General features: G+C 67.2%; 18 protein-coding genes. 1 reads left to right on the forward strand and 17 read right to left on the reverse strand.

Annotated features, from left to right (window positions below; all coding sequences use genetic code 11):
• Window positions 1-62: 62 nt before the first annotated feature.
• Window positions 63-860: a DeoR/GlpR family DNA-binding transcription regulator gene (locus tag AB4070_RS10775; protein WP_441980089.1), complete on the forward strand. Its 798-nt coding sequence runs from the start codon at window positions 63-65 to the stop codon at window positions 858-860.
• Window positions 861-875: 15 nt separating this feature from the next.
• On the opposite strand, the gene AB4070_RS10780 is transcribed toward AB4070_RS10775, so the two are convergent.
• The 17 genes from AB4070_RS10780 to AB4070_RS10860 all read right to left on the reverse strand — a co-directional run bounded on the left by AB4070_RS10780 (window position 876) and on the right by AB4070_RS10860 (window position 18,662).
• Window positions 876-1,835, reverse strand: coding sequence for a ketose-bisphosphate aldolase (locus AB4070_RS10780; protein WP_441980090.1), 960 nt, complete (start codon window positions 1,833-1,835; stop codon window positions 876-878).
• 9 nt (window positions 1,836-1,844) lie between these two features.
• On the reverse strand, window positions 1,845-2,501 hold the full coding sequence (locus AB4070_RS10785) for a class II aldolase/adducin family protein (RefSeq protein ID WP_441980091.1): 657 nt from the start codon (window positions 2,499-2,501) through the stop codon (window positions 1,845-1,847).
• Window positions 2,502-2,672: 171 nt separating this feature from the next.
• Window positions 2,673-4,145 (reverse strand): FGGY-family carbohydrate kinase, encoded by a 1,473-nt coding sequence (locus tag AB4070_RS10790; protein ID WP_441980092.1) that lies wholly within the window; start codon window positions 4,143-4,145, stop codon window positions 2,673-2,675.
• Window positions 4,142-5,029, reverse strand: a complete 888-nt coding sequence (locus AB4070_RS10795) for a carbohydrate ABC transporter permease (RefSeq protein WP_441980093.1) — start codon at window positions 5,027-5,029, stop codon at window positions 4,142-4,144. The genes AB4070_RS10790 and AB4070_RS10795 overlap by 4 nt, the downstream gene beginning before the upstream one ends.
• A complete protein-coding gene (locus AB4070_RS10800) occupies window positions 5,026-5,916 on the reverse strand; it encodes a carbohydrate ABC transporter permease (RefSeq protein ID WP_441980094.1) in 891 nt (296 codons plus the stop codon). The genes AB4070_RS10795 and AB4070_RS10800 overlap by 4 nt, the downstream gene beginning before the upstream one ends.
• Window positions 5,917-5,992: 76 nt before the next feature.
• A complete protein-coding gene (locus AB4070_RS10805; protein ID WP_441980095.1) occupies window positions 5,993-7,309 on the reverse strand; it encodes an ABC transporter substrate-binding protein in 1,317 nt (438 codons plus the stop codon).
• 278 nt (window positions 7,310-7,587) lie between these two features.
• On the reverse strand, window positions 7,588-8,028 hold the full coding sequence (locus AB4070_RS10810; RefSeq protein WP_441980096.1) for a DoxX family protein: 441 nt from the start codon (window positions 8,026-8,028) through the stop codon (window positions 7,588-7,590).
• A gap of 118 nt (window positions 8,029-8,146) precedes the next feature.
• Window positions 8,147-9,016, reverse strand: a complete 870-nt coding sequence (locus AB4070_RS10815) for a dihydrodipicolinate synthase family protein (protein WP_441980097.1) — start codon at window positions 9,014-9,016, stop codon at window positions 8,147-8,149.
• Entirely contained in the window at window positions 9,013-10,668 is a 1,656-nt protein-coding gene (locus AB4070_RS10820) for a tripartite tricarboxylate transporter permease (RefSeq protein ID WP_441980098.1), read from the reverse strand. Before AB4070_RS10820 ends, AB4070_RS10815 begins: the two co-directional genes overlap by 4 nt.
• Window positions 10,665-11,213 carry a tripartite tricarboxylate transporter TctB family protein gene (locus tag AB4070_RS10825; protein ID WP_441980099.1) on the reverse strand — a complete coding sequence of 183 codons (549 nt, stop codon included), beginning with the start codon at window positions 11,211-11,213 and terminating at the stop codon, window positions 10,665-10,667. Before AB4070_RS10825 ends, AB4070_RS10820 begins: the two co-directional genes overlap by 4 nt.
• A 104-nt stretch (window positions 11,214-11,317) precedes the next feature.
• Window positions 11,318-12,286: a tripartite tricarboxylate transporter substrate binding protein gene (locus AB4070_RS10830; RefSeq protein WP_441980100.1), complete on the reverse strand. Its 969-nt coding sequence runs from the start codon at window positions 12,284-12,286 to the stop codon at window positions 11,318-11,320.
• A 114-nt stretch (window positions 12,287-12,400) separates the two neighbouring features.
• Complete coding sequence (locus AB4070_RS10835; protein WP_441980101.1) at window positions 12,401-13,063, reverse strand: GntR family transcriptional regulator; 663 nt, start codon at window positions 13,061-13,063, stop codon at window positions 12,401-12,403.
• Window positions 13,064-13,167: 104 nt separating this feature from the next.
• The gene (locus AB4070_RS10840) at window positions 13,168-13,581 is read right to left on the reverse strand and encodes a heat shock protein transcriptional repressor HspR (RefSeq protein ID WP_045264043.1); all 414 of its coding nucleotides are present in this window, start codon (window positions 13,579-13,581) and stop codon (window positions 13,168-13,170) included.
• A gap of 37 nt (window positions 13,582-13,618) precedes the next feature.
• A complete protein-coding gene (locus tag AB4070_RS10845; protein ID WP_441980102.1) occupies window positions 13,619-14,602 on the reverse strand; it encodes a DnaJ C-terminal domain-containing protein in 984 nt (327 codons plus the stop codon).
• Window positions 14,603-14,609: 7 nt separating this feature from the next.
• Window positions 14,610-15,266, reverse strand: coding sequence for a nucleotide exchange factor GrpE (locus tag AB4070_RS10850; RefSeq protein WP_282845756.1), 657 nt, complete (start codon window positions 15,264-15,266; stop codon window positions 14,610-14,612).
• A 2-nt stretch (window positions 15,267-15,268) separates the two neighbouring features.
• On the reverse strand, window positions 15,269-17,134 hold the full coding sequence (dnaK, locus tag AB4070_RS10855) for a molecular chaperone DnaK (RefSeq protein WP_282845757.1): 1,866 nt from the start codon (window positions 17,132-17,134) through the stop codon (window positions 15,269-15,271).
• 208 nt (window positions 17,135-17,342) lie between these two features.
• Complete coding sequence (locus AB4070_RS10860) at window positions 17,343-18,662, reverse strand: DUF222 domain-containing protein (RefSeq protein ID WP_441980103.1); 1,320 nt, start codon at window positions 18,660-18,662, stop codon at window positions 17,343-17,345.
• Window positions 18,663-18,754: the final 92 nt, after the last annotated feature.

Here is an 18,754-nt window from a genome sequence, read left to right on the forward strand (position 1 = left end):
GCCCGATGCGCCGCCTTCGATGAAATCGATGCCGGGTCCAGCCCCCCGAGTACGCTGAGGGGATGCCAGAGTGGTCGCAGACGGTCCCCGCGACGGTGCGGCGCGAGCAGATCGTGTCGATCATCGAGCGTCAGGGCTTCGCCCGTGTGCAGGAGCTGAGCCGCACCCTCAGCGTGTCCGAGGTCACGGTGCGCAGCGATCTCGACCTCCTCGCCGAGGAGAACGTGATCCAACGGGTGCACGGCGGGGCGATCTCGGGCATCAAGTCCACCGCCCACTCGCCCGACTACGAACGGGCGCTCACGAGGGCGGTCACCGAGAAGCGGCGGATCGGCAACGCCGCCGCCGCACTGGTGGAGAGCGAGATGGCGATCCTGCTCGACGCCGGTACGACGACCCTCGCGATCGCCCGCGCACTCCGGGCCCGTGAGGACCTGCGAGGCGTCGTGGTGTTCACGAACTCCCTCACGATCGCGCTCGAGCTCGGAGTGGCGGAGCCGCATCACATCACGGTCGTGGTCACCGGCGGCACCGTGAACTACAAGCAGCGCTCGCTCATCGATCCGATGGGCGACATGTTCATCGGCTCCGTGCACAGCGACATCTGCTTCATCGGCTGCAACGGGGTGTCCGAGCGTGGGTTCACGAACTCCAGCCTCCCCGAGGTGACGATGAAACGGCGGTACCTCGACTCGGCTGCGCGGGCCATCGTGGTCGCCGACAGCTCGAAGATCGGCAAGAGCCAGGTGATCCAGGTGGCACCGCTCGCGCGCGTCGACATGCTGGTCACCGGTGTCGAGGCGCCCCCGGCCGAGGTGGAGTCCCTTCGGGAGGGCGGCCTGACCATCGAGCTGGCCTGATCGGGCCGACCTGAGTCAACCGCGGCCCGACGAGCCGAACTCGCGCATGCGCTGCGTCACCATCGCGCGGAATCCGCCCATCGCGGGGCGCAGATGCTCGCCGGGTTCGACCACCGCCGGATGGTCCTGCAGGAAAGTGCGCAGTGCTGCGCTCCACGCGAGGTGCGAGTCGGTGCCCTGATTGATCTTGCGGATACCGGCCGCGATGCCCTCCGACTTCTGCGCCGGAGAGATCCCGTACGACGGCAGTACGGCTCCGCCGTGGGCGTTGATCGCGGCGACCGCTTCGGCCGGGACCGAGGAGGACCCGTGCAGCACGAGGAAGGTGTCAGGCAACCGCTCCTTGATCTCGGAGATGAGGCCGAGGCGCAGTCGTCCCCCGCCGGCGGCATCCGTGAACTTCACCGAGCCGTGACTGGTGCCGACCGCCACGGCGAGCGCATCCACTGCGGTCTGCTCGACGAACTCGACCGCCTGATCGGGGTCGGCGAACACGATGTCCTCGAGCACCCCGGCGATCCCGGCCTCCGCACCGCCGATCGTGCCCAGTTCGCCCTCGACGCTCACGCCTGACCGCGTCGCGGCTTCGACGACTCGACGGGTGAGACTCACGTTGTCACCGAACGTGGCGGGCTCATCCGTGTCGGCCACCCTGCTCGCGTCGATCATGACGCTGGTGAAGCCGTGATCGATGGCCCGTACGCAGTCGTCGTAGGTGCGGCCGTGATCGAGATGCAGCACAGCGGAGACATCGTCGTACTCGGCGACCAGGGCGCGAAGGCGCTTCCACCAGCGCGACTCGTCGTCGTACGGCGACATCCCGGCGATCGCCTGCACGATCACGGGCGAACGCTCCGCCTCAGCGGCTTCTAGCACGGCGATCGCCTGGTCGATGCTCGACACGTTGAAGGCGCCGACGGCGTAGCCGCCCTCCTCGGCCGCGGCGAGCACGGTGCGCAGCGTCTGCAGCGTCATCCCCGGTCCTCAGAGCGACTCGGTGATGCCGAGCGTGTCGTAGTCGAGCACGATCGGGGTGTCGGTGAGTGCGCTGGCGTAGGCCTGCACCTTGGCCGCGGACTCCACCGCCACGCTCGTCTTGAACGCATCCCGCAGGTTGGGGCCGACTGTGAGCAGCCCGTGGTTCGCCCACACCACCGCATTGAGATCGCCCATCGCATCGCACATGTGCTCGCCGAACTCGGTGTTGTTGCTGAGCTCGAACGGCATGATCGGCACGTCGCCCTTGGTGTAGATCACCATGTTCACCAGCGTTCCCAGGATCGGGGATCCCACGACACCCCAGACGTTCGAGAACACCGGCTCGGAATGCACGATCGCGTTCACGTCGGGCCGGCGGCGGTAGACGGCCATGTGCACGGTGACCTCGCTGGACGGGCCGAGGCGTCCGTCGATCACCTCGCTGTCTCCGTTGACGAGCACGATGTCGTCGGCGCTCATCTTGTCGTACTCGAGGTCGGTCGGGGTGATGAGGAAACGGTCATCGACGCCGGGCACCCGGATGCTGATGTTGCCCTGCGTGTTGAAGTTGAGTCCGTACTGCATGGAGCGCAGGCAGTAGTCCAGGATCTCCTCGCGTGCCGCGTCGAGGTCGAAGTCGAGCTGGAGCGTCGTCTCGGTCATGTCGTGTTCTCCTTCTGGTGTGGTTCCGGGGGTGTGTGGTTCTAGGGGTGTGTGGTTCGGAGGTGTGTGGTTCGGAGGTGTGTGGTTCTGGGGTGTGGTGGTTCGGAGGTGTGTGGTTCGGAGGTGTGTGGTTCGGAGGTGTGGTGGTTCTGGCAGGTGGGCACCGACGGGTCAGGTGGGACGCTCGGTCAGGTGCGGGCCGATGCCCCTCGTCGCCTCGTACAGCGCGACGTAGGCAGCACGCTGAGCGGCATACCAGGCGCTCGATGAGGGGTCGGGCTCGGCGACGGCCTCGGGGTCCGGGACGATGAGGAGCCGTCTCGGATCGCCGCCGATGCCACGGACGGCGAGCATCGCCGCTCCGCGAGCGGAGGCGTCATGCGCGACCGGCGTCATCCGCGCTCCGGCGGCGGAGGCCCGCGCGGCGAGCGCCGCGGAGTTCGCCACTCCTGCACCGGTGACGTGGAGGTCGTCGACGCGGACGCCGTGGGCTTCGAGCGCCGCGATGATCTTATGGAACTCGAACCCCGCTGCCTCGACGACAGCGCGCGCCAGCTCGGGCACCGAGGTGTCGAGCGTGAGCCCGTGGATCGTGCCGCGCGCCGAGGGGTCGTTGTCCAGGGTTCCCGAGCCGGCGAGGTAGGGCAGCACGATGAGGGCGGGCGGGTTCTCGGAGAGCACGCCGAAGACCTCTCCGACCTCGGCGCCGAGGAGCCCGGCCAGCCATTCGAGCGCCCAGCCTCCGGCGGCGGTTCCGGCGAGCGTGATCCACGTCGCGTCGTCCAATCGATAGCTCGCGAACCCCGTCGCCTCGAGGCCGCGCGGGCGTTCGCGCGTGGCGACGGTGAGGCAGTCGCTCGACCCGAGCGCGATCACCGAGCGCACTCCGACCACTCCTCCGGCGCCGAGGAACGCCGCAGCCTGGTCGTGCGTGCCCGCGATCAGTGGCGTGCCCTGATCGACGCCGAGAAGCGTCGCCGCGCGGGCGTGGACACCGCCGATCACAGAGCCGGAGGGCACGGGGACAGGAAGCCGCTCGACCTGCAGCCAGGGGGCGGATGCGGCAGCCGCGCTGAGGATCTCCTCGCTCCATTCGCCGCGCTCGACGTCCAGGATGCCGGTTCGGGCGGCCTGACCGAGATCGATCGCCGCGACGCCGCTCCATCGTTCGGCGACGAGGTCTCCGATGCAGCGATACGCCGCGGCCGCCGCCCACGCAGCGTCGCCGGCCATGATCTTGAAGACCGAGAACATGCCGTGCAGCGGCTGCCCGGTGATCGCCGTGAAACGACCGTCGCCGAGCCGTGCGCCCAGCGTCTCCGCTGACTCGGTGCCGCGCGTGTCCATGCTCACAGCGACCGGGGCGAGCGGATCCCCCGAGCTGTCGACCGGCACCACGGCCTCGCCCAGCACGCTGAACCCGATGGCCTGCACCGCGTCTCCCTGCTGTGCGGCTTCCGTGGCGGCAGCCCGCACCACCGCCTCGGCGGCGGAGACGATCTCCTCGGCGTCGAGCTCGACCCTGCCATGACCGTCGCGCCGGAGGGTGAGGGGCGCTGACGATCCTCCGAGCGTCCGTCCGTCTGCGGCGAAGGCGACGGCGCGCACTCCGCTGGTGCCGAGGTCGAGTCCGATGACGCTCATTTGATCGCTCCCGAGAGGCCGTTGACGAGGTACTTCTGGATGAAGATGAACAGCATCACGACGGGGATGGAGATCAGCACCAGGATCGCGAACAGCGCGCCCGGCTGCGAGAGGTACATCCCGCGATACGCGAGCGGCACGAGGGTCAACGGCTTGAGCTCGTTGTCTCCGAGGGTGACGAGAGGCAGCAGGAAGTCGTTCCAGCTCATCATCGTCTGCCACACCGCGACCACCGCGAGCGCGGGCTTGCCCAGCGGCAGGTAGATGCGCCAGAAGATCTGCCAGCTGTTGGCCCCGTCCAGACGTGCTGCCTCGTACGTCTCGAGCGGTATCGCCAGGTACGAGGTGCGGATGATGATGACGGCGAAAGGAAGGCCGAGGGCGGTGTACACGAGCACGAGTCCGAGGAGGTTGTTGTAGAGCTGCATCGACTGCAGGATGCGGAACGTGGCGACCACGATGCTCGACATCGGCAGGATCAGTGCGAGGATCAGCACCCCGAAGATGAGCGCCTTGAGCGGCACGCGCAGCCGGGCGAGGGCGAAGGCGGTCATCGATCCGAGCAGGCAGACCAGCAGCACCGAGGGCACCGTGATGAGGAGGCTGTTGAGCAGGTGCAGCAGGATCGGGTTCTGGTCCCAGATCGTGAGGTAGTTCTTGACGCTGAACTCTGCGGGGAACAGCCCGAAGAACTGCGTGCTCGGGTTGTTCGGCGGCATCATCGAGAGCCCGACGACCATGATGATGGGCACGAGCCACAGCACCGCGAGCGGTATGAGCACGATGTGCAGCCAGCCGACGCGGCGTCCTGGTGCGCCGTGACGGTGGCGACCGGCCGTGTCCTTCGGGACGATCAGGGTACGGGTCTCGCTCGTCGCGGTCATTTCTCGTCTCCTGTGATGAATCCGGCGCCGAACACCCGCACCATCGAGAGCGAGCTCACGACGGCGACCACGAGCAGGACGACACTGATGGCCGAGGCGTAGCCGACGTTCTGGAGCTGGAAGGCCTCGAGGAAGGCGAATGTGGGGAGCATCTCGGATGCGTGGTTGGGACCGCCCTGCGTGAGCACGTAGACGAGCTCGAAGGTCTTGAGCGAGCCGATGATCCCGAGGAGCACGAGCGACAGGGTGGTCGTCTTCAGCAGCGGGAAGGTGATGCGCACCATGGTCTGGAATCCGCCGGCACCGTCGATGCGCGCCGCCTCCACGAGACTGGGATCGATCAGCTGGAGCCCCGCGAGGTAGAACAGCATCGAGAACCCGGTCCACATCCACACGTTCACGAAGATCACCGCGAAGATCGCCGTCTGCGGGTCGGCGAGGTAGTTGCCGCCGAGGAAGGTGAGGCCTGTCGCCTTGCCGATGGCGGTGAGCACGCCGTTGAACGGGTCGAGGATCCGCTGCCAGACGATCCCGACCACGACCGGGGAGAGGATCGCCGGGATGAAGAAGATCGCCCGGTAGATCGTGCTGCCGCGCAGCCCCTGGTTGAGGGCGACGGCGAGGAGGAAGCCGATCACACCCTGCGGGACGATCGTCAGCACGATCCAGAAGGCCGAGTTGCGCAGGGTGATGAGGAACGTCGGGTCCTGGAACAGCTCGAGGTAGTTGCCGGCACCGACCGCCGTGCCCACGTTGACACCGTCCCAGTCGAGCGTGCTCGCCTGCACGTTGTAGACGATCGGGTAGACCACGAACACCGCGAAGAGGATCAGCGTCGGTGCCAGGAATCCCAGGCCGACCAGTCGCTCTCTCGTCAGGATCTTCATGCGCGTTCCTCTCAGGCAGGGCCCGGGGAAGAGGTCCCGGGCCCTGCACGAACTCCGTTGTTCCTGGATTCTCCTGCTACAGGGTGTCCTGGACGGCCTGTACGGATTCCGCTGCTTCCTGCGGGGTGGAATCGCCGGTGGCGATGGCGGCGAGCGCATCGGCCACGGCCTGGTCGAGCTTGGGCGACTCGAAGTAGCGCGAGTACTTCACCTGCGGGAGCCACTCGTCGACGAACAGGTTCCAGATCTGCTCCTGCTTCTCACTCGTGAACTTCTCGGGAGCGAGGCCGGTGACCGCCGGTACGTCGTTCATGGTGTTGACGAGCTTCTGCGCGGCGGAGCCGGCGATGAAGTCGGTGAGCACCTTGCAGGCGAGCTCGGGATCGGCCGTGTTCTTCGAGATGCCGAGACTCACGTCGATGCCGCCGACGAACTGCGGTTCCGCCGCCCCACCGGGGATGGTCGGGAACAGGAACGGTTCGTAGCCGGACATGCCCTCGGAGAGCGGAGGGATGTCGGACTTCGTCGGGTCGGACTGCTGGATCCACCAGGCCCCGAGCGGGATCATGGCGGCGTTGCCCGCCTCGAACTGGTTCGCCGCCGACGGGTAGGCGTCCAGACCGATCGCCCCGTCTTGCGCGATGCCGTCGGAGAACAGCTTGCTCCAGTAGTCGAACGCCTTCACGATGGCCGGATCCGTCCACGGCACACTGCCGTCCTCGGCTTCGTAGACGGTTCCCGGCGAGACGTTGTTGGCGATCTGCAGGAACACGACGTTTCGCAGCCAGGAATCCTTGGCCGGCAGCAGGAACGGGGCGGCGTCGCCGCCGCTGAGGTCCTTCGTGGTCTGCACGAGCTCGTCCCAGGTCTTCGGCACGCTCAGGCCGGCGTCGTCGAAGATCTCGGAGTTGGCCCACAGGTTGACGGTCTGCGTGAGGATCGGGAGGGAGTAGAAGTTGTCATCGCCTTCCGGGTTCCCCATCCTCGCCTGCTCGATGCCGATCGGGTAGAACTTGCTCTGCCAATCGTCGCCCCAGGTCTCGGCGGCGCAGTCCTGCAGCGGCATCAGGTTCTCGCGGTACTGCTGGGTGAGTGCTCCGGGCTGGAGTCCCAGCACGTCGGGCAAGGTGTTCGAGCTGGCGCGACTCTGCAGATCGACGAGGTACTCCGGGTAGTTGAAGATCGTCGCATCGATCTTCGAGCCCTCGTTCTCGGCCTGGAAGGCCTCGATCATCTGACGGGTCGTCTGCTCGATGGGGCTCCACGAGCGGAACGTGATGGTGTCGCTGGAGGCGTTCCCCGACGCGTCCGGCGCTGCGCCTCCTGCGCATGCGGTGACGCCGAGAGCGGTGATGACCGTCGCCACACCCGCCAGGCTCCTCTTGAGCTTCATCTGCAATCCCCTTACTTCGCTGTAAAAGTCCTCGGCGGAATGCCGGATGCGCTCAGTTTAGGTTTATTTGCGTATTGGGAGCCAGGAATCCGCGGTAGATCGGGGAAAGTCTTTCTATTTCTGTGTTTTTATATGCCTTGCTCATCGAAAACGAAAGCGGTGATGTGCACAGACGCCGCAACGACGCGGATGGCCGGTTTCCCTTCCGCAACACCACACCGGGACGACGGATGCCGCGACCCCTTCGGGCCGCGGCATCCGTCGTCCTGCGGGGTGCTTCAGCTCAGCCAGGCGGGTGCGCGGCCTCGCAGGAACGCCCCGTCGAGGGAGAAGCGCCCCGCTCCCGTGAGGGCGAGCGCCAATGCGGCGGCACCGAGCACCGCGACGAACTCGTATCCGCCCTCGCCCACCCAGAGGCCTGCAGGCAGGTGCACGGCGATGACGGCGACGATCATGTCGATCGCCAGCAGGATCCCCACCGGACGGGTGAAGAGTCCGAGGATCAGGAGGATGCCGCCGATGAGCTCGACGAACGCGACCACCGGGCCCGCGATCTCGGGGAGGGGAATCCCCATGCCGGCGAAGCTGCCGATGGTTCCGGGGAGTGTGAACTCGAAGATCTTCTGCGCGCCGTGCGCGGCGAAGATCGCGCCGACGACGATGCGGAGGACCAGGAGTCCCAGCGAGGGTGCGGCGGAAGGGGCTGTGGTGTTCGTCATGAGGAGTTCTTCCTTCGTGGCAGGACACCCGCGCGCCAGGCGCGGAGCAGGGTCTTTCCCTGCGTCCACGCTAGGAAGAGGACATTTCCATCTCCTGTGACCTTTCACGTGTGACGTTTCACCGGTGTGCGGCGACCACCTCGGCGACAGCGGTGCGCTCGGCGTCTGTCGGTTCGGCGATCGCCATCCGGCAGTGCGTGTCGACCACGTCGAGCACACGGTACGCCTCCTTCATCCGCGCCATGTCACCGCCGATGAGGGCGACGACCTCGTCGACGGCGGACTGGGCGACGACGATGGCGTCCGCATCGCCGGACCGGCCGGCCTCGGCGAGGGCACGGAACGGCTTCGGCGTGACCGACGACACCCCGGAGACGACCCCCTGCGCTCCTACGTCGACGGCGGCGATCAGGTCGCGGTCGGCACCGGTGTAGAGATCGAAGTCGGCGGGCACCACGGCACGGTAGGCGGCGATGTCGTCGAGCGAGAGCTCGCTGATCTTGGCGCCGACGACGTTGGGCAGTTCCGCCAGCCGCGCCAGCAGTTCGGGCGACACCGGGTTGCCGCTGCGGGCGGGGTAGATGTACACGTACAGACGTCCGTCGCCGACAGCCTCCGACACCGCGCGGTAATAGTCGTAGATCGAGTCGTCGGTCGCGCGCAGGTAATAGGGCGTGAGCGCGGCGAACTCCACGGCCCCCAGCGCACGGGCGATCTTCGTCAGGCGCACCGCTTCGAAGGTGCTCGGGCGCCCGACGTGCACGACCACACGCATGCGGCCCTCCAGCTCGGCGAGCGCCGCCTCGACGATGGCGGTGAACTCCTCGGCATCGACCGCGGGGAACTCCCCCGTCGTCCCGAGCACGAACGCCCCTTCATTGCCCGAGGTGGCGACGAATCGGAAGATCGCACGCGAGCCCTCGATGTCGAGGGTGCCGTCGCGGTGGAACGCGGTGGGCACGGCGGTCAGGATGTCGTAGCGGGTCACTTCTCGGTCTCCTCGGAGTTCGTGCGGGGCTTACGGGCACGCCGCCGCGGGGCGTCGACGTTGCGGACGGTGGACGTGAGCAGATCCGGTTGCGCGGCGAGTTCGCCGTGCGCCTTCTCGATCTGCTGGATGCTGTCGTCGTGCAGGATCGAGTCGGCGAGCGCAGCGCGCTCGGCGCGCGGCTTGCGGGCGGCGCGGATCGCCGGCATCACGATCGAGAGCACGGCCAGCGCGAGCAGCACGAGCGCGATCGGGCTGACGACCTCGAAGAACGGACGCGTCGGCAGGATCGCCAGCGTGCGGGCGAGGTTCTCTTCCGCGAGCGGTCCGAGCAGCAGACCGAGCACCACGGGACCGGCCGGAACCTGCATGCGCTTGAGCAGCACGCCGATGACGCCGAAGACGAGCATCGTCACCACGGTGGAGAGACTGTTGGACGTGGCGTAGGTGCCGATGATGCAGAAGATCAGGATGCCGCTCCACAGGTACGGCTGCGGCACGTCGAGCAGCTTCACCATGCCCTTCATGCGCACCAGGCTGAGCGCGAGCGACAGGATCGTCGCGACCAGCATGATGCCGACGATCGAGACGACGAGGTCGGGACGGTTCGTGAAGAGTGTCGGACCGGGGGTGATGCCCCAGATGATCATGGAGCCGATCATCACGGCCATGACCGAGTCGCCGGGGATGCCGAGTGCCATCGTCGTGGTGAGCGAGCCACCGAGCGTGGCGCTGGAGGCGGTGTCGCTGGCGGCGACGCCCTCGATCGATCCCTTGCCGAACATCTCGGGGTGCTTGGAGACCTTGCGCGCCCGCTCCCAGCCGATGAGCCCGGCGATGTCACCGCCGGCGGCCGGGATGAGCCCGACGCCGAGTCCGACAGCGCCGCCGACCGCGGTCGCCCGACCGCTCTGCTTCAGCTCGGCATGGTTCGGCCACCAGCGGCCGAGGCTCGAGATGGGACGCACAGCGGACTTCCGATGGGTGAGCAGCTGGTCGAACAGCTCGGCGATGCCGAAAAGGCCGATGATGACGGCGATGAAGTTCACACCCTCGACCAGTTCGAGCACGCCGAAGGTGAAGCGCTGGTCGGCGGTGGCGGCGTACGTGCCGACGCTGCCGAGCATCAGCCCGAAGAGGCCGGCGAGGATGCCCTTGAGCATCGACTTGGACGAGATGCCGATCATGATCGCGATGCCGAAGACGACGAGGGCGAACAGCTCGGGAGACTTGAAGTAGTCGCGGGCGAAGCTGGCGATCGGCACGGCGGCGACCGAGAACAGCACGAGCGAGGCGAGGATTCCGACCGCCGAGACGATCGCGGAGATCGTGAGCGCGAGGCCTGCTCTTCCCTGCTTGGCCATCGGGTAGCCGTCCAGGGTGGTGGCGATGGATGCCGGCGTTCCCGGGGTGTTGATGAGGATGGATGGCACCCGGTCGCCGAAGTTGGCCGCGACGTAGATCGTGAGCAGCACCGCGAGGCCCTGCACCGGCTCGAGGGTCATGGTGAAGCCGGCGGCGAGAGCGACCGCCATGGTCGCGGTGATACCGGGGAAGGCGCCGACCATGAACCCGAGAACGAGGCCGACGAGCATGTAGAGCAGGATCGAGATGTCGAGGAGCGAGTTCAGCCCCTCCAGGAGCGCGTTCACAGGGGGATCCTCAGGAGCATGCCGAACACGACGTAGACGAACGCCGTGACGGAGACGGAGTAGATGACGAGGCTCAGCCAGCGGCGGTGGCCGTAGAGGAGCATGAGAGCCGCCATGAGCAGGGCACAGGCCACCGGGAACACCTCGACCCGGTAGCCGAAGAGGATGACCGAGCCCAGCGCCCACAGGGCGATGAAGCCGCCGGCGATCGCGAGCGTGGCGATCACTCGGACGACGCCACCGGGCTGGATGCGCTCGAGGTCTTCGCGGGTGGGGGCGGGACGGGTGATCGCGACGGCGAGCAGCGCGATGGCGACGACGACTCCGGCGACCCCGATGACGAGGGGCCAGAAGCGGGCGTCGATCTGTCCGGGAGCGGCCTCGCGCCGCAGCGGGATCTGCGTCGAGAGGAACAGGTAGCCCGCCGTGAATGCCAGGGCGACGACGGCGAACACGATCTCGAGCGGACGCGAGGCGGGTGCACCCTGATATTCGTCGCCCGCGACGGCGTCCGGTGGGGACGCCTCCGATGCAGAGGTCGACATGTTGCTCCTTTCGTGATCCGAGAAGTGAGGGGGAGCCCTGCGGGGCCGGGAACGCGCCCGGCCCCGCAGTCTTCTGAACTGCAGTCTTCTGAACCGGGGTCTTCTCAGCCCAGGAGGTCCTTGAACAGGTCGAACTGCTCGTCGACGAACGTGGTCCATTCGGCGGAGTCGCGGTACACGACCAGGTTCCCGGCGTCGGCCTGGAACTTCTGGTAGCTGTCCGACTCGACGGCTTCCTTGACTGCGGCCTCGAGCGTCGACTTCACGTCGTCGGGCAGCCCCTTGGGAGCGTAGATTCCACCCCAGCCACCGAAGATCACGTCTTCACCGATGGCTTCTTCGACCGTCTGGACATCTTCCGCGTCGGGGTGGCGCTCGTCGTTCATGACAGCCAGGATCCGCACGGCCTCGCCCTGCGCGAGAGCCTCGCCGAGTCCGGAGACCGCCGCGACCGTCTCCCCGGATGCCGCCGCCGCGACCGCCGTCGCTCCCCCGTCGTAGGGCACCGGCGTGAACTCGGCGTCGGTCGCTGTGCCGAGCCCGATGGTCGCGGCCTCCCAGATCGAGCCGGCGCCGGAGTTCGCCACCGTGACCGCACCGGACTTCGCCTGAGCGACGAGGTCTTCCAGCGTCTCGATGCCGCTGTTCGCGCCGACGGTGACCACGCCCGGCGCCAGCATGATCTGGCCGAGCAGGTCGAAGTCGTCCGGGAGCACGTTCGCGCTCTGCGTGGTGTTCAGCATCGCGATCTCGACGGGTGCAAATCCGATGACGTAGCCGTCGGGATCCTGCGCACCCACGTACTCCATGGCGAGCGCTCCGGCAGCGCCCGGCATGTTCTCCGGGATCACGCTGACGCCGAGGATCTTCTCGAGCTCCGTGGCGAGCGCGCGCGACGAGAGATCGGAGCCTCCGCCGGGGTTGGCCTGGATGATGAGGCGGATGTCGTTCTCGGGGAAAGTGGAACCGGCGTCCGCGCCCTGTTCGACCTTGGTGCAGGCCGAGACGATGAGAGCGGTGGCTGCGAGGGCGGCGATCGCGGCGGCCGCCCGGGTGATGCGCTTGCGGGGCATCTTTGCTCCTCTACGTGGGTCGACCCTGTTGTCGACCCCTTGAACGTATCAGTGTTGACTGTTAACAGTCAACACTGACGTGGCTCTCCTGACCTCGCTCGCGCTCACGCGTGCTCAGGCGCGGGCGGCGATCTCGCTCAGCATGCGCTCGCGGGCACCGTCCAGATGCTCCGACAGCACCGTGGCCGCCTGGCTCGGCGGGCCGCTGCGCATCACCTCGAGGAGCTTGACGTGATCGCTCGAGGATTCGTGCAGATCCTCGTCGTGGTTGATGGTGACTTCGAGCAGCGCCGTGAATGTCGGCAGGTACTGATTCCACGCGCCTTCGAGGCGCGGGTGGTCGGCGAGCGCGTAGATCTGCGAGTGGAACTCCAGGTCGGCCGTCACGAAGGCCGCGTGATCGCCGGCGTCCGCCGCCTCGCCCATCCGCGCGACTGCAGCATCCATCCCCTTCCAGCGGGCATCGTCGCTGACGCGCATGGCTCGGGAGAGGGCGAGCTGCTCGAGGGCACCGCGCAGACTGTAGAGCTGATCGACATCGTCGCGGGTGAGCCCGACGATGTAGACCCCGCGCGGACGCTGCACCTCGACGAGCTTCTCGAAGCTCAACTGGGTGAGGGCATCGCGCACGGGGCCACGACTGACCGAGAACTCCTCGGCGAGCGCCTCTTCGGTGATGCGCGCACCCGGTGCGAGTTCGCCCCGCACGATGCGGTGCCGGAGCACTCGGGCCACCTGCGCGCCGAGTGACTCTCCACGCTTCACGGACTGCGTCATGGCGACCTCCTGTTAACAGTTGACAGGATACACACCGGAAGGGAGGACCGGGCCGGGCGCAACTTCTCGGCGCAACTTCTCGGCGCTGCCTCTAAGCGCTGCCTCTAGGCGCTGCCTCGCGGGTCCCAGAGCACGACCTCGGTCGAGCGACGCAGCCGGCGACCGGTCGGCATGGGCACGACACCTGCGGAACCCGCGGCGAACACCCGCACGCCCGGACGATTCTCCCGTTCGGTGCGCAGGGCGCTCTCGAGCACGGCGATCCGGTTGCGCAGCGCCCTGTTCTCGTCTTCGAGGTCGAGGAGTCGAGCGATCGCGGGAAGGCTCACTCCTTCGGAGGAGAGCTGTGCGACCTCACGCAGCTGCTCGATGTTGCGGGACGAGTAGCGGCGCGAGCCGCCCGAGGTGCGGCCGGGGACGACGAGGCCGATGCGGTCGTACTGCCGCAACGTCTGAGGGTGCAGGCCGGAGAGCTCGGCGGCGGCCGCGATCGCGAACACCGGGGTGTCGGCGTTCATCATGAACGCCTCCACCCCGGTGATCGCTTCCGACTGCTCATCGCCGGGCCTTCGCCATCAACTCGGCTCGCGGGTTCTCGTCGGGCTCGAGTTCCTGGAACTTCTCCAGCGCCGCACGTGCGGCCTCGTCGAGGTGCGTCGGCACCGCGACCTGGAGCTCGGCGAGCAGATCGCCCGTGCCCTTCGACGTCGCGACTCCTCGCCCCTTGACCCGCAGCACCCGCCCGGAGGGGGTGCCGGGCGCGACGCGGAGCTTGACCACGTCGCCGCCGAGGGTCGGGACCTCGATGGTCGCGCCCAGGGTCGCCTCGGTGAAGGTCACGGGCACCACGACGCGCAGGTTGAGACCGTCACGCGTGAAGACCGGGTGCGGCCGCACCGTGATCTGCACCACGATGTCACCGCTCTCCCCGCCATCCGGCGAGGGACGACCACGGCCGCGCAGACGGATCTTCTGCCCGTCGGCGACACCAGCGGGGATCTTCACCTTGAACGGCTTGCCGTCTTCGCCCTGCAGCGAGATGGTCTCGCCCTGCACGGCGGTGACGAAGTCGAGCGTGGTGCGCGCGGTCACGTCGGCACCGCGCTGCGGTCCGCCGAAGCCGCGGTAGCCGCCGCTCGGCTGGCCGAAACGTCCGCCGCCGAAGCTCGCACCCTGACCCTGGTTGAACATCGCGAAGATGTCCTCGAAGTCCGCCGTCTGCCCTCGACCCTGCTGGCCGAAACGGCTGAACACGTCTTCGAAGCCGCCTGCGCCCTGGCCGCCCGCCGTGAAGCGGGCACCGGAGCCCATGGCTCGGATCTCGTCGTACTCCTTGCGCTGTTCCGCGTCGGAGAGCACCGAGTAGGCCTCGCTGATCTCCTTGAACCTCGCCTCGGCCTTGGCATCACCCTGATTGGAGTCCGGGTGATACTTGCGGGCGAGCTTGCGGTACGTCTTCTTCAGTTCCGCATCGCTGACGTCCTTGGACACCCCGAGGGTCTTGTAGAAGTCCTTGTCGAACCAATCCTGGCTGGCCATCGATCACCTACCCTTCCGGGACAGCGACGACGACCTTCGCAGGACGCAGCTCGACATCGCCGAGACGGTAGCCCACCTCGACGACCTCGAGGATCGTGGTCTTCTCGGCGCCGGGCGTCGGCTGCTGGAAGATCGCCTCGTGACGCTGCGGGTCGAATTCCTCGCCCTTCTCGCCGTATGCGACCACTCCGAGACGCTCCACGACCGTGCGCACCTTATCGGCGATCACGGCGAAGGGCGTGCCCTCCACCAGATCACCGTGCTGGGCCGCGCGATCGAGGTCGTCGAGCACGGGGACCAGGCCCTTGGCGGCCTCGCCCTTCGCCCGCTCGATCTCGACCTGCCGCTGCTCTTCGGTGCGGCGACGGTAGTTGGCGTACTCGGCCTGCAGACGCTTGAGGTCGTTCAGCAGAGTGGACTCGAGGTCGGCGAGCACGGCGTCTTCCGCCGCGGCCTCACCGGTCTGGGTCGCGCCGAGGATGTCGTCGACCGTCAGGTCGTCGGGAGCACCGTCTGCCGGGGTCTCGTCCGAGCCCTCGGCGGCCTGCGCATCACGGGAGTCCTGGTGGTGCGGCGCGGGGCCGGATGCCTGAGCATCCGACCCCTCGCTGCGACCTTCGGCGGACTCAGGATTCTGGTTCTCGTCGAAGTTCTTGTCGGTCATGGTTACTTCTTCTCGTCCTCGTCGTCGACGACCTCGGCGTCGATGACGTCCTCGTCGGAGGAGGGGGCGTCACCGGTCGGGGCCTCGCCGTCAGCCGAAGCGCCGGCAGCGGCATCCGCCTGCGAGGAGGCGTAGATGGCCTCGCCGAGCTTGGACTGCGACTGGTTGAGCTTGTCGAACGCGGTCTTCACAGCGTCGTCATCCTCACCGGCCAGAGCCGTCTTGAGCGCGTCGACGTCGGCCTTGACCTCGGTCTTCACGTCTTCAGGCAGCTTGTCGTCGTTCTCGGTGATCAGCTTGTCGATCGAGTACGCGAGCGTCTCGGCCTGGTTGCGGACCTCGGCGGCCTCGCGACGCGCCTTGTCCTCGGCCGCGTGCTCCTCGGCCTCGCGCACCATGCGCTCGATGTCTTCCTTCGACAGCGAGGAACCGCCGGAGATGACGATCGACTTCTCGGTGCCGGTGCCCTTGTCCTTGGCGGACACGTGCACGATGCCGTTCGCGTCGATGTCGAAGGTGACCTCGATCTGCGGGATGCCCCGGGGAGCCGGGGCGATACCCGTCAGCTCGAACGTACCGAGCGGCTTGTTGTCGCGCGTGAAGTCACGCTCACCCTGGAACACCTGGATCGCGACGGACGGCTGGTTGTCGTCTGCCGTGGTGAAGGTCTCGCTGCGCTTGGTCGGGATGGCCGTGTTGCGCTCGATGAGCTTGGTCATCATGCCGCCCTTGGTCTCGATGCCGAGGCTGAGCGGGGTGACGTCGATGAGGAGGACGTCCTTGCGCTCGCCCTTCAGGACACCGGCCTGCAGTGCGGCACCGACGGCGACGACCTCGTCCGGGTTGACGCCCTTGTTCGCGTCCTTGCCGGTCTCGCGCTTGACGAGCTCGGCGACCGCTGGCATACGGGTCGATCCACCGACGAGCACGATGTGGTCGATCTCGGACACCTTGATGCCGGCTTCGCGGATGACATCCTCGAACGGCTTCTTGGTGCGGTCGAGGAGGTCCTTCGTGAGGTCCTCGAACTTCGCGCGGGTGATGGTCTCGGACAGCGACACGGGGCCGGAGTCGGTCAGCGACAGGTACGGCAGGTTGATGCTGGTCGAGGTCGAGGAGGAGAGCTCCTTCTTGGCCTGCTCCGCAGCTTCCTTGAGACGCTGCAGGGCGATCTTGTCACCCGAGACGTCGACGCCCGTGGTCTCCTTGAACTGCTTGATCAGGTAGTCGACCAGGCGCTGGTCCCAGTCGTCTCCACCGAGGCGGTTGTCACCGGCGGTGGCGCGCACCTGGATCGTGGAGAAGTCGTCGTCCTTGCCCACCTCGAGCAGCGAGACGTCGAAGGTTCCACCGCCCAGGTCGAAGACCAGGATGAGCTCGTCTTCCTTGCCCTTGTCGAGGCCGTACGCCAGAGCGGCAGCGGTCGGCTCGTTGATGATGCGCAGGACGTTCAGGCCCGCGATCTCACCGGCCTCCTTGGTGGCCTGACGCTCGGCGTCGTTGAAGTACGCGGGGACGGTGATGACCGCGTCGGTCACCGTGTCGCCCAGGTATGCCTCGGCGTCGCGCTTCAGCTTCATGAGGATGCGCGCGGAGATCTCCTGCGGCGTCCACTTCTTGCCGTCGACGTCGAAGGTCCAGTCGGTGCCCATGTGGCGCTTGACGGAAGCGATCGTCCGGTCGACGTTGGTGACGGCCTGGCGCTTCGCGGTCTCACCGACGAGCACCTCCCCGTCCTTGGTGAAGGCCACGACCGAAGGGGTCGTGCGGAAACCCTCGGCGTTGGCGATGACCTTGGGCTCGCCACCCTCGAGGACGCTGACGACGGAGTTGGTGGTTCCGAGGTCGATACCGACAGCACGTGCCATGTGTTCTCTCCTTTGTTGGAAGTTCTCTTCGTGGGAAGTTCTCTGTGTTCCAGAAATCTGCGGCGATCAGGAAAACCTGAGTCGCGATGACTCAAGTGTACGTGGGGGTCGACGAGGAGTCAAATGAACTTGATATGAACTGACTCAAGTTTGAGATGAAGAGCGCCCGCGGCGAAGGACGAGCACCCGACTCGCGACACGAAGGGGCTCAGAACGGGGGCACCGCGAAGTCTTCCGCGAAGGCGACGGTGTTCTGCGGGGGCGGTCGGTCGATGTAGCTCTTGCCGGTCGGACTCGTCCAGGCATACACGCCACCACCCAGAGATTCGACCGCCCACGGCGAGTGGTGTTTGAGCATGTGATGGCGTCGGCACAGGTGGCCGAGGTTTGATTCGCGGGTGTCTCCCCCGAGAGCGGCGTCGTGATGATGATCGATGTCGCAGTCGACGGACAGATGTCCGCAGGCAGGGAATCGACAGCGCTGATCCCTCGCTTTCAGATGTCGCTTCAGGTCGGACCCCGGACGATAGCGGTCCACCGCGAGGAGCGCCCCGTTGATGGGGTGGGTCAGCACTCGATCCCATCCGGAGACGGTGCCGGCGAGCGTGCGGGCAGTCGCGGAGTCGATGGGAGTGCAGCCGTTCAACTCGCCCGGCGCCCCACCGCCTCTGATGAGGGTGGTGACGGGGACGGTGATCGACACCGCTCCACGAATCCCCGAGAGGAGTCCCTCAGGAACGTCGTGCCCGATCGGAGCGCCGACAAGGAGCAGGTCGAGGGCGAGGTCGGCGCGGAGCTGAGCGACGGTGCGCGGATCCGAGGTGCGCGGATCCAAGGTGCGCGGATCCGAGGGCGAGTCTGCTTCCGGACCCGAAGGCCCATCCGTCCCTTGCACGATCTTGGCCATCTGCGTCAGCCGGTCGAACACACCGTGGACGAGGGTCGACGGCCCGAGCAGGCCGAGCTGTGACATCCCGTCGCCGATGTCTTTCACCCACACGGATCTCTTCTCCCGCGCGTCGAGGTGCCGATCCTCGATCGACCGCGCCTGGAATCGCTCAGCCACCCGCCGAGCCATGCGGCCCACCCGCCCCGGAGACTCCGCTTCGGCGAACGCGATCATCTGCGTCGCATAGGCGTCACGACTCGCCGCCTCATCCAGGTGCTCCCCTGCTTCGCAGATGACCCGCGCGTGCGCTGCACTGATGCGACCGGCGCCCTGCGCCTCCCAGACCAGCGGGAAGCGCTCCACGATCCATGCCGCGTCTGTCATCCGGCGCTGCACCGTCCGATCGCTCACCCGCAGGGCGGCGGCGAACTCGGCAGCCACCGTGCGCGCCGACATGTCGCCGCGATCGGGGTGCTCCGCCTGTTCGGCGACCTCGAGAGCGATGCGTGACCCCACCGCCAGGATGCCGTCGCGCGCGGCCTGCAGACTGCTGATCGTGCGCTCGACCTCGACGAGCATCTCGGTGAGCGCGGCGAGCGCGCCCACCTGCTCGAGCGTCGCATCAGCCAATGCCGTCATACCTGGAGTGAATCAGGGGCCACCGACATTCGAAGTCCCAGATCACAGGCGAAAAACGATATACCGGAATGTGAACGTTGCTGTGCTCGAGA

The sequence above is a fragment of the Microbacterium sp. 2RAF4 genome, assembly GCF_052115285.1.
In the GTDB taxonomy this organism is placed as follows: Bacteria; Actinomycetota; Actinomycetes; order Actinomycetales; family Microbacteriaceae; genus Microbacterium; species Microbacterium oxydans.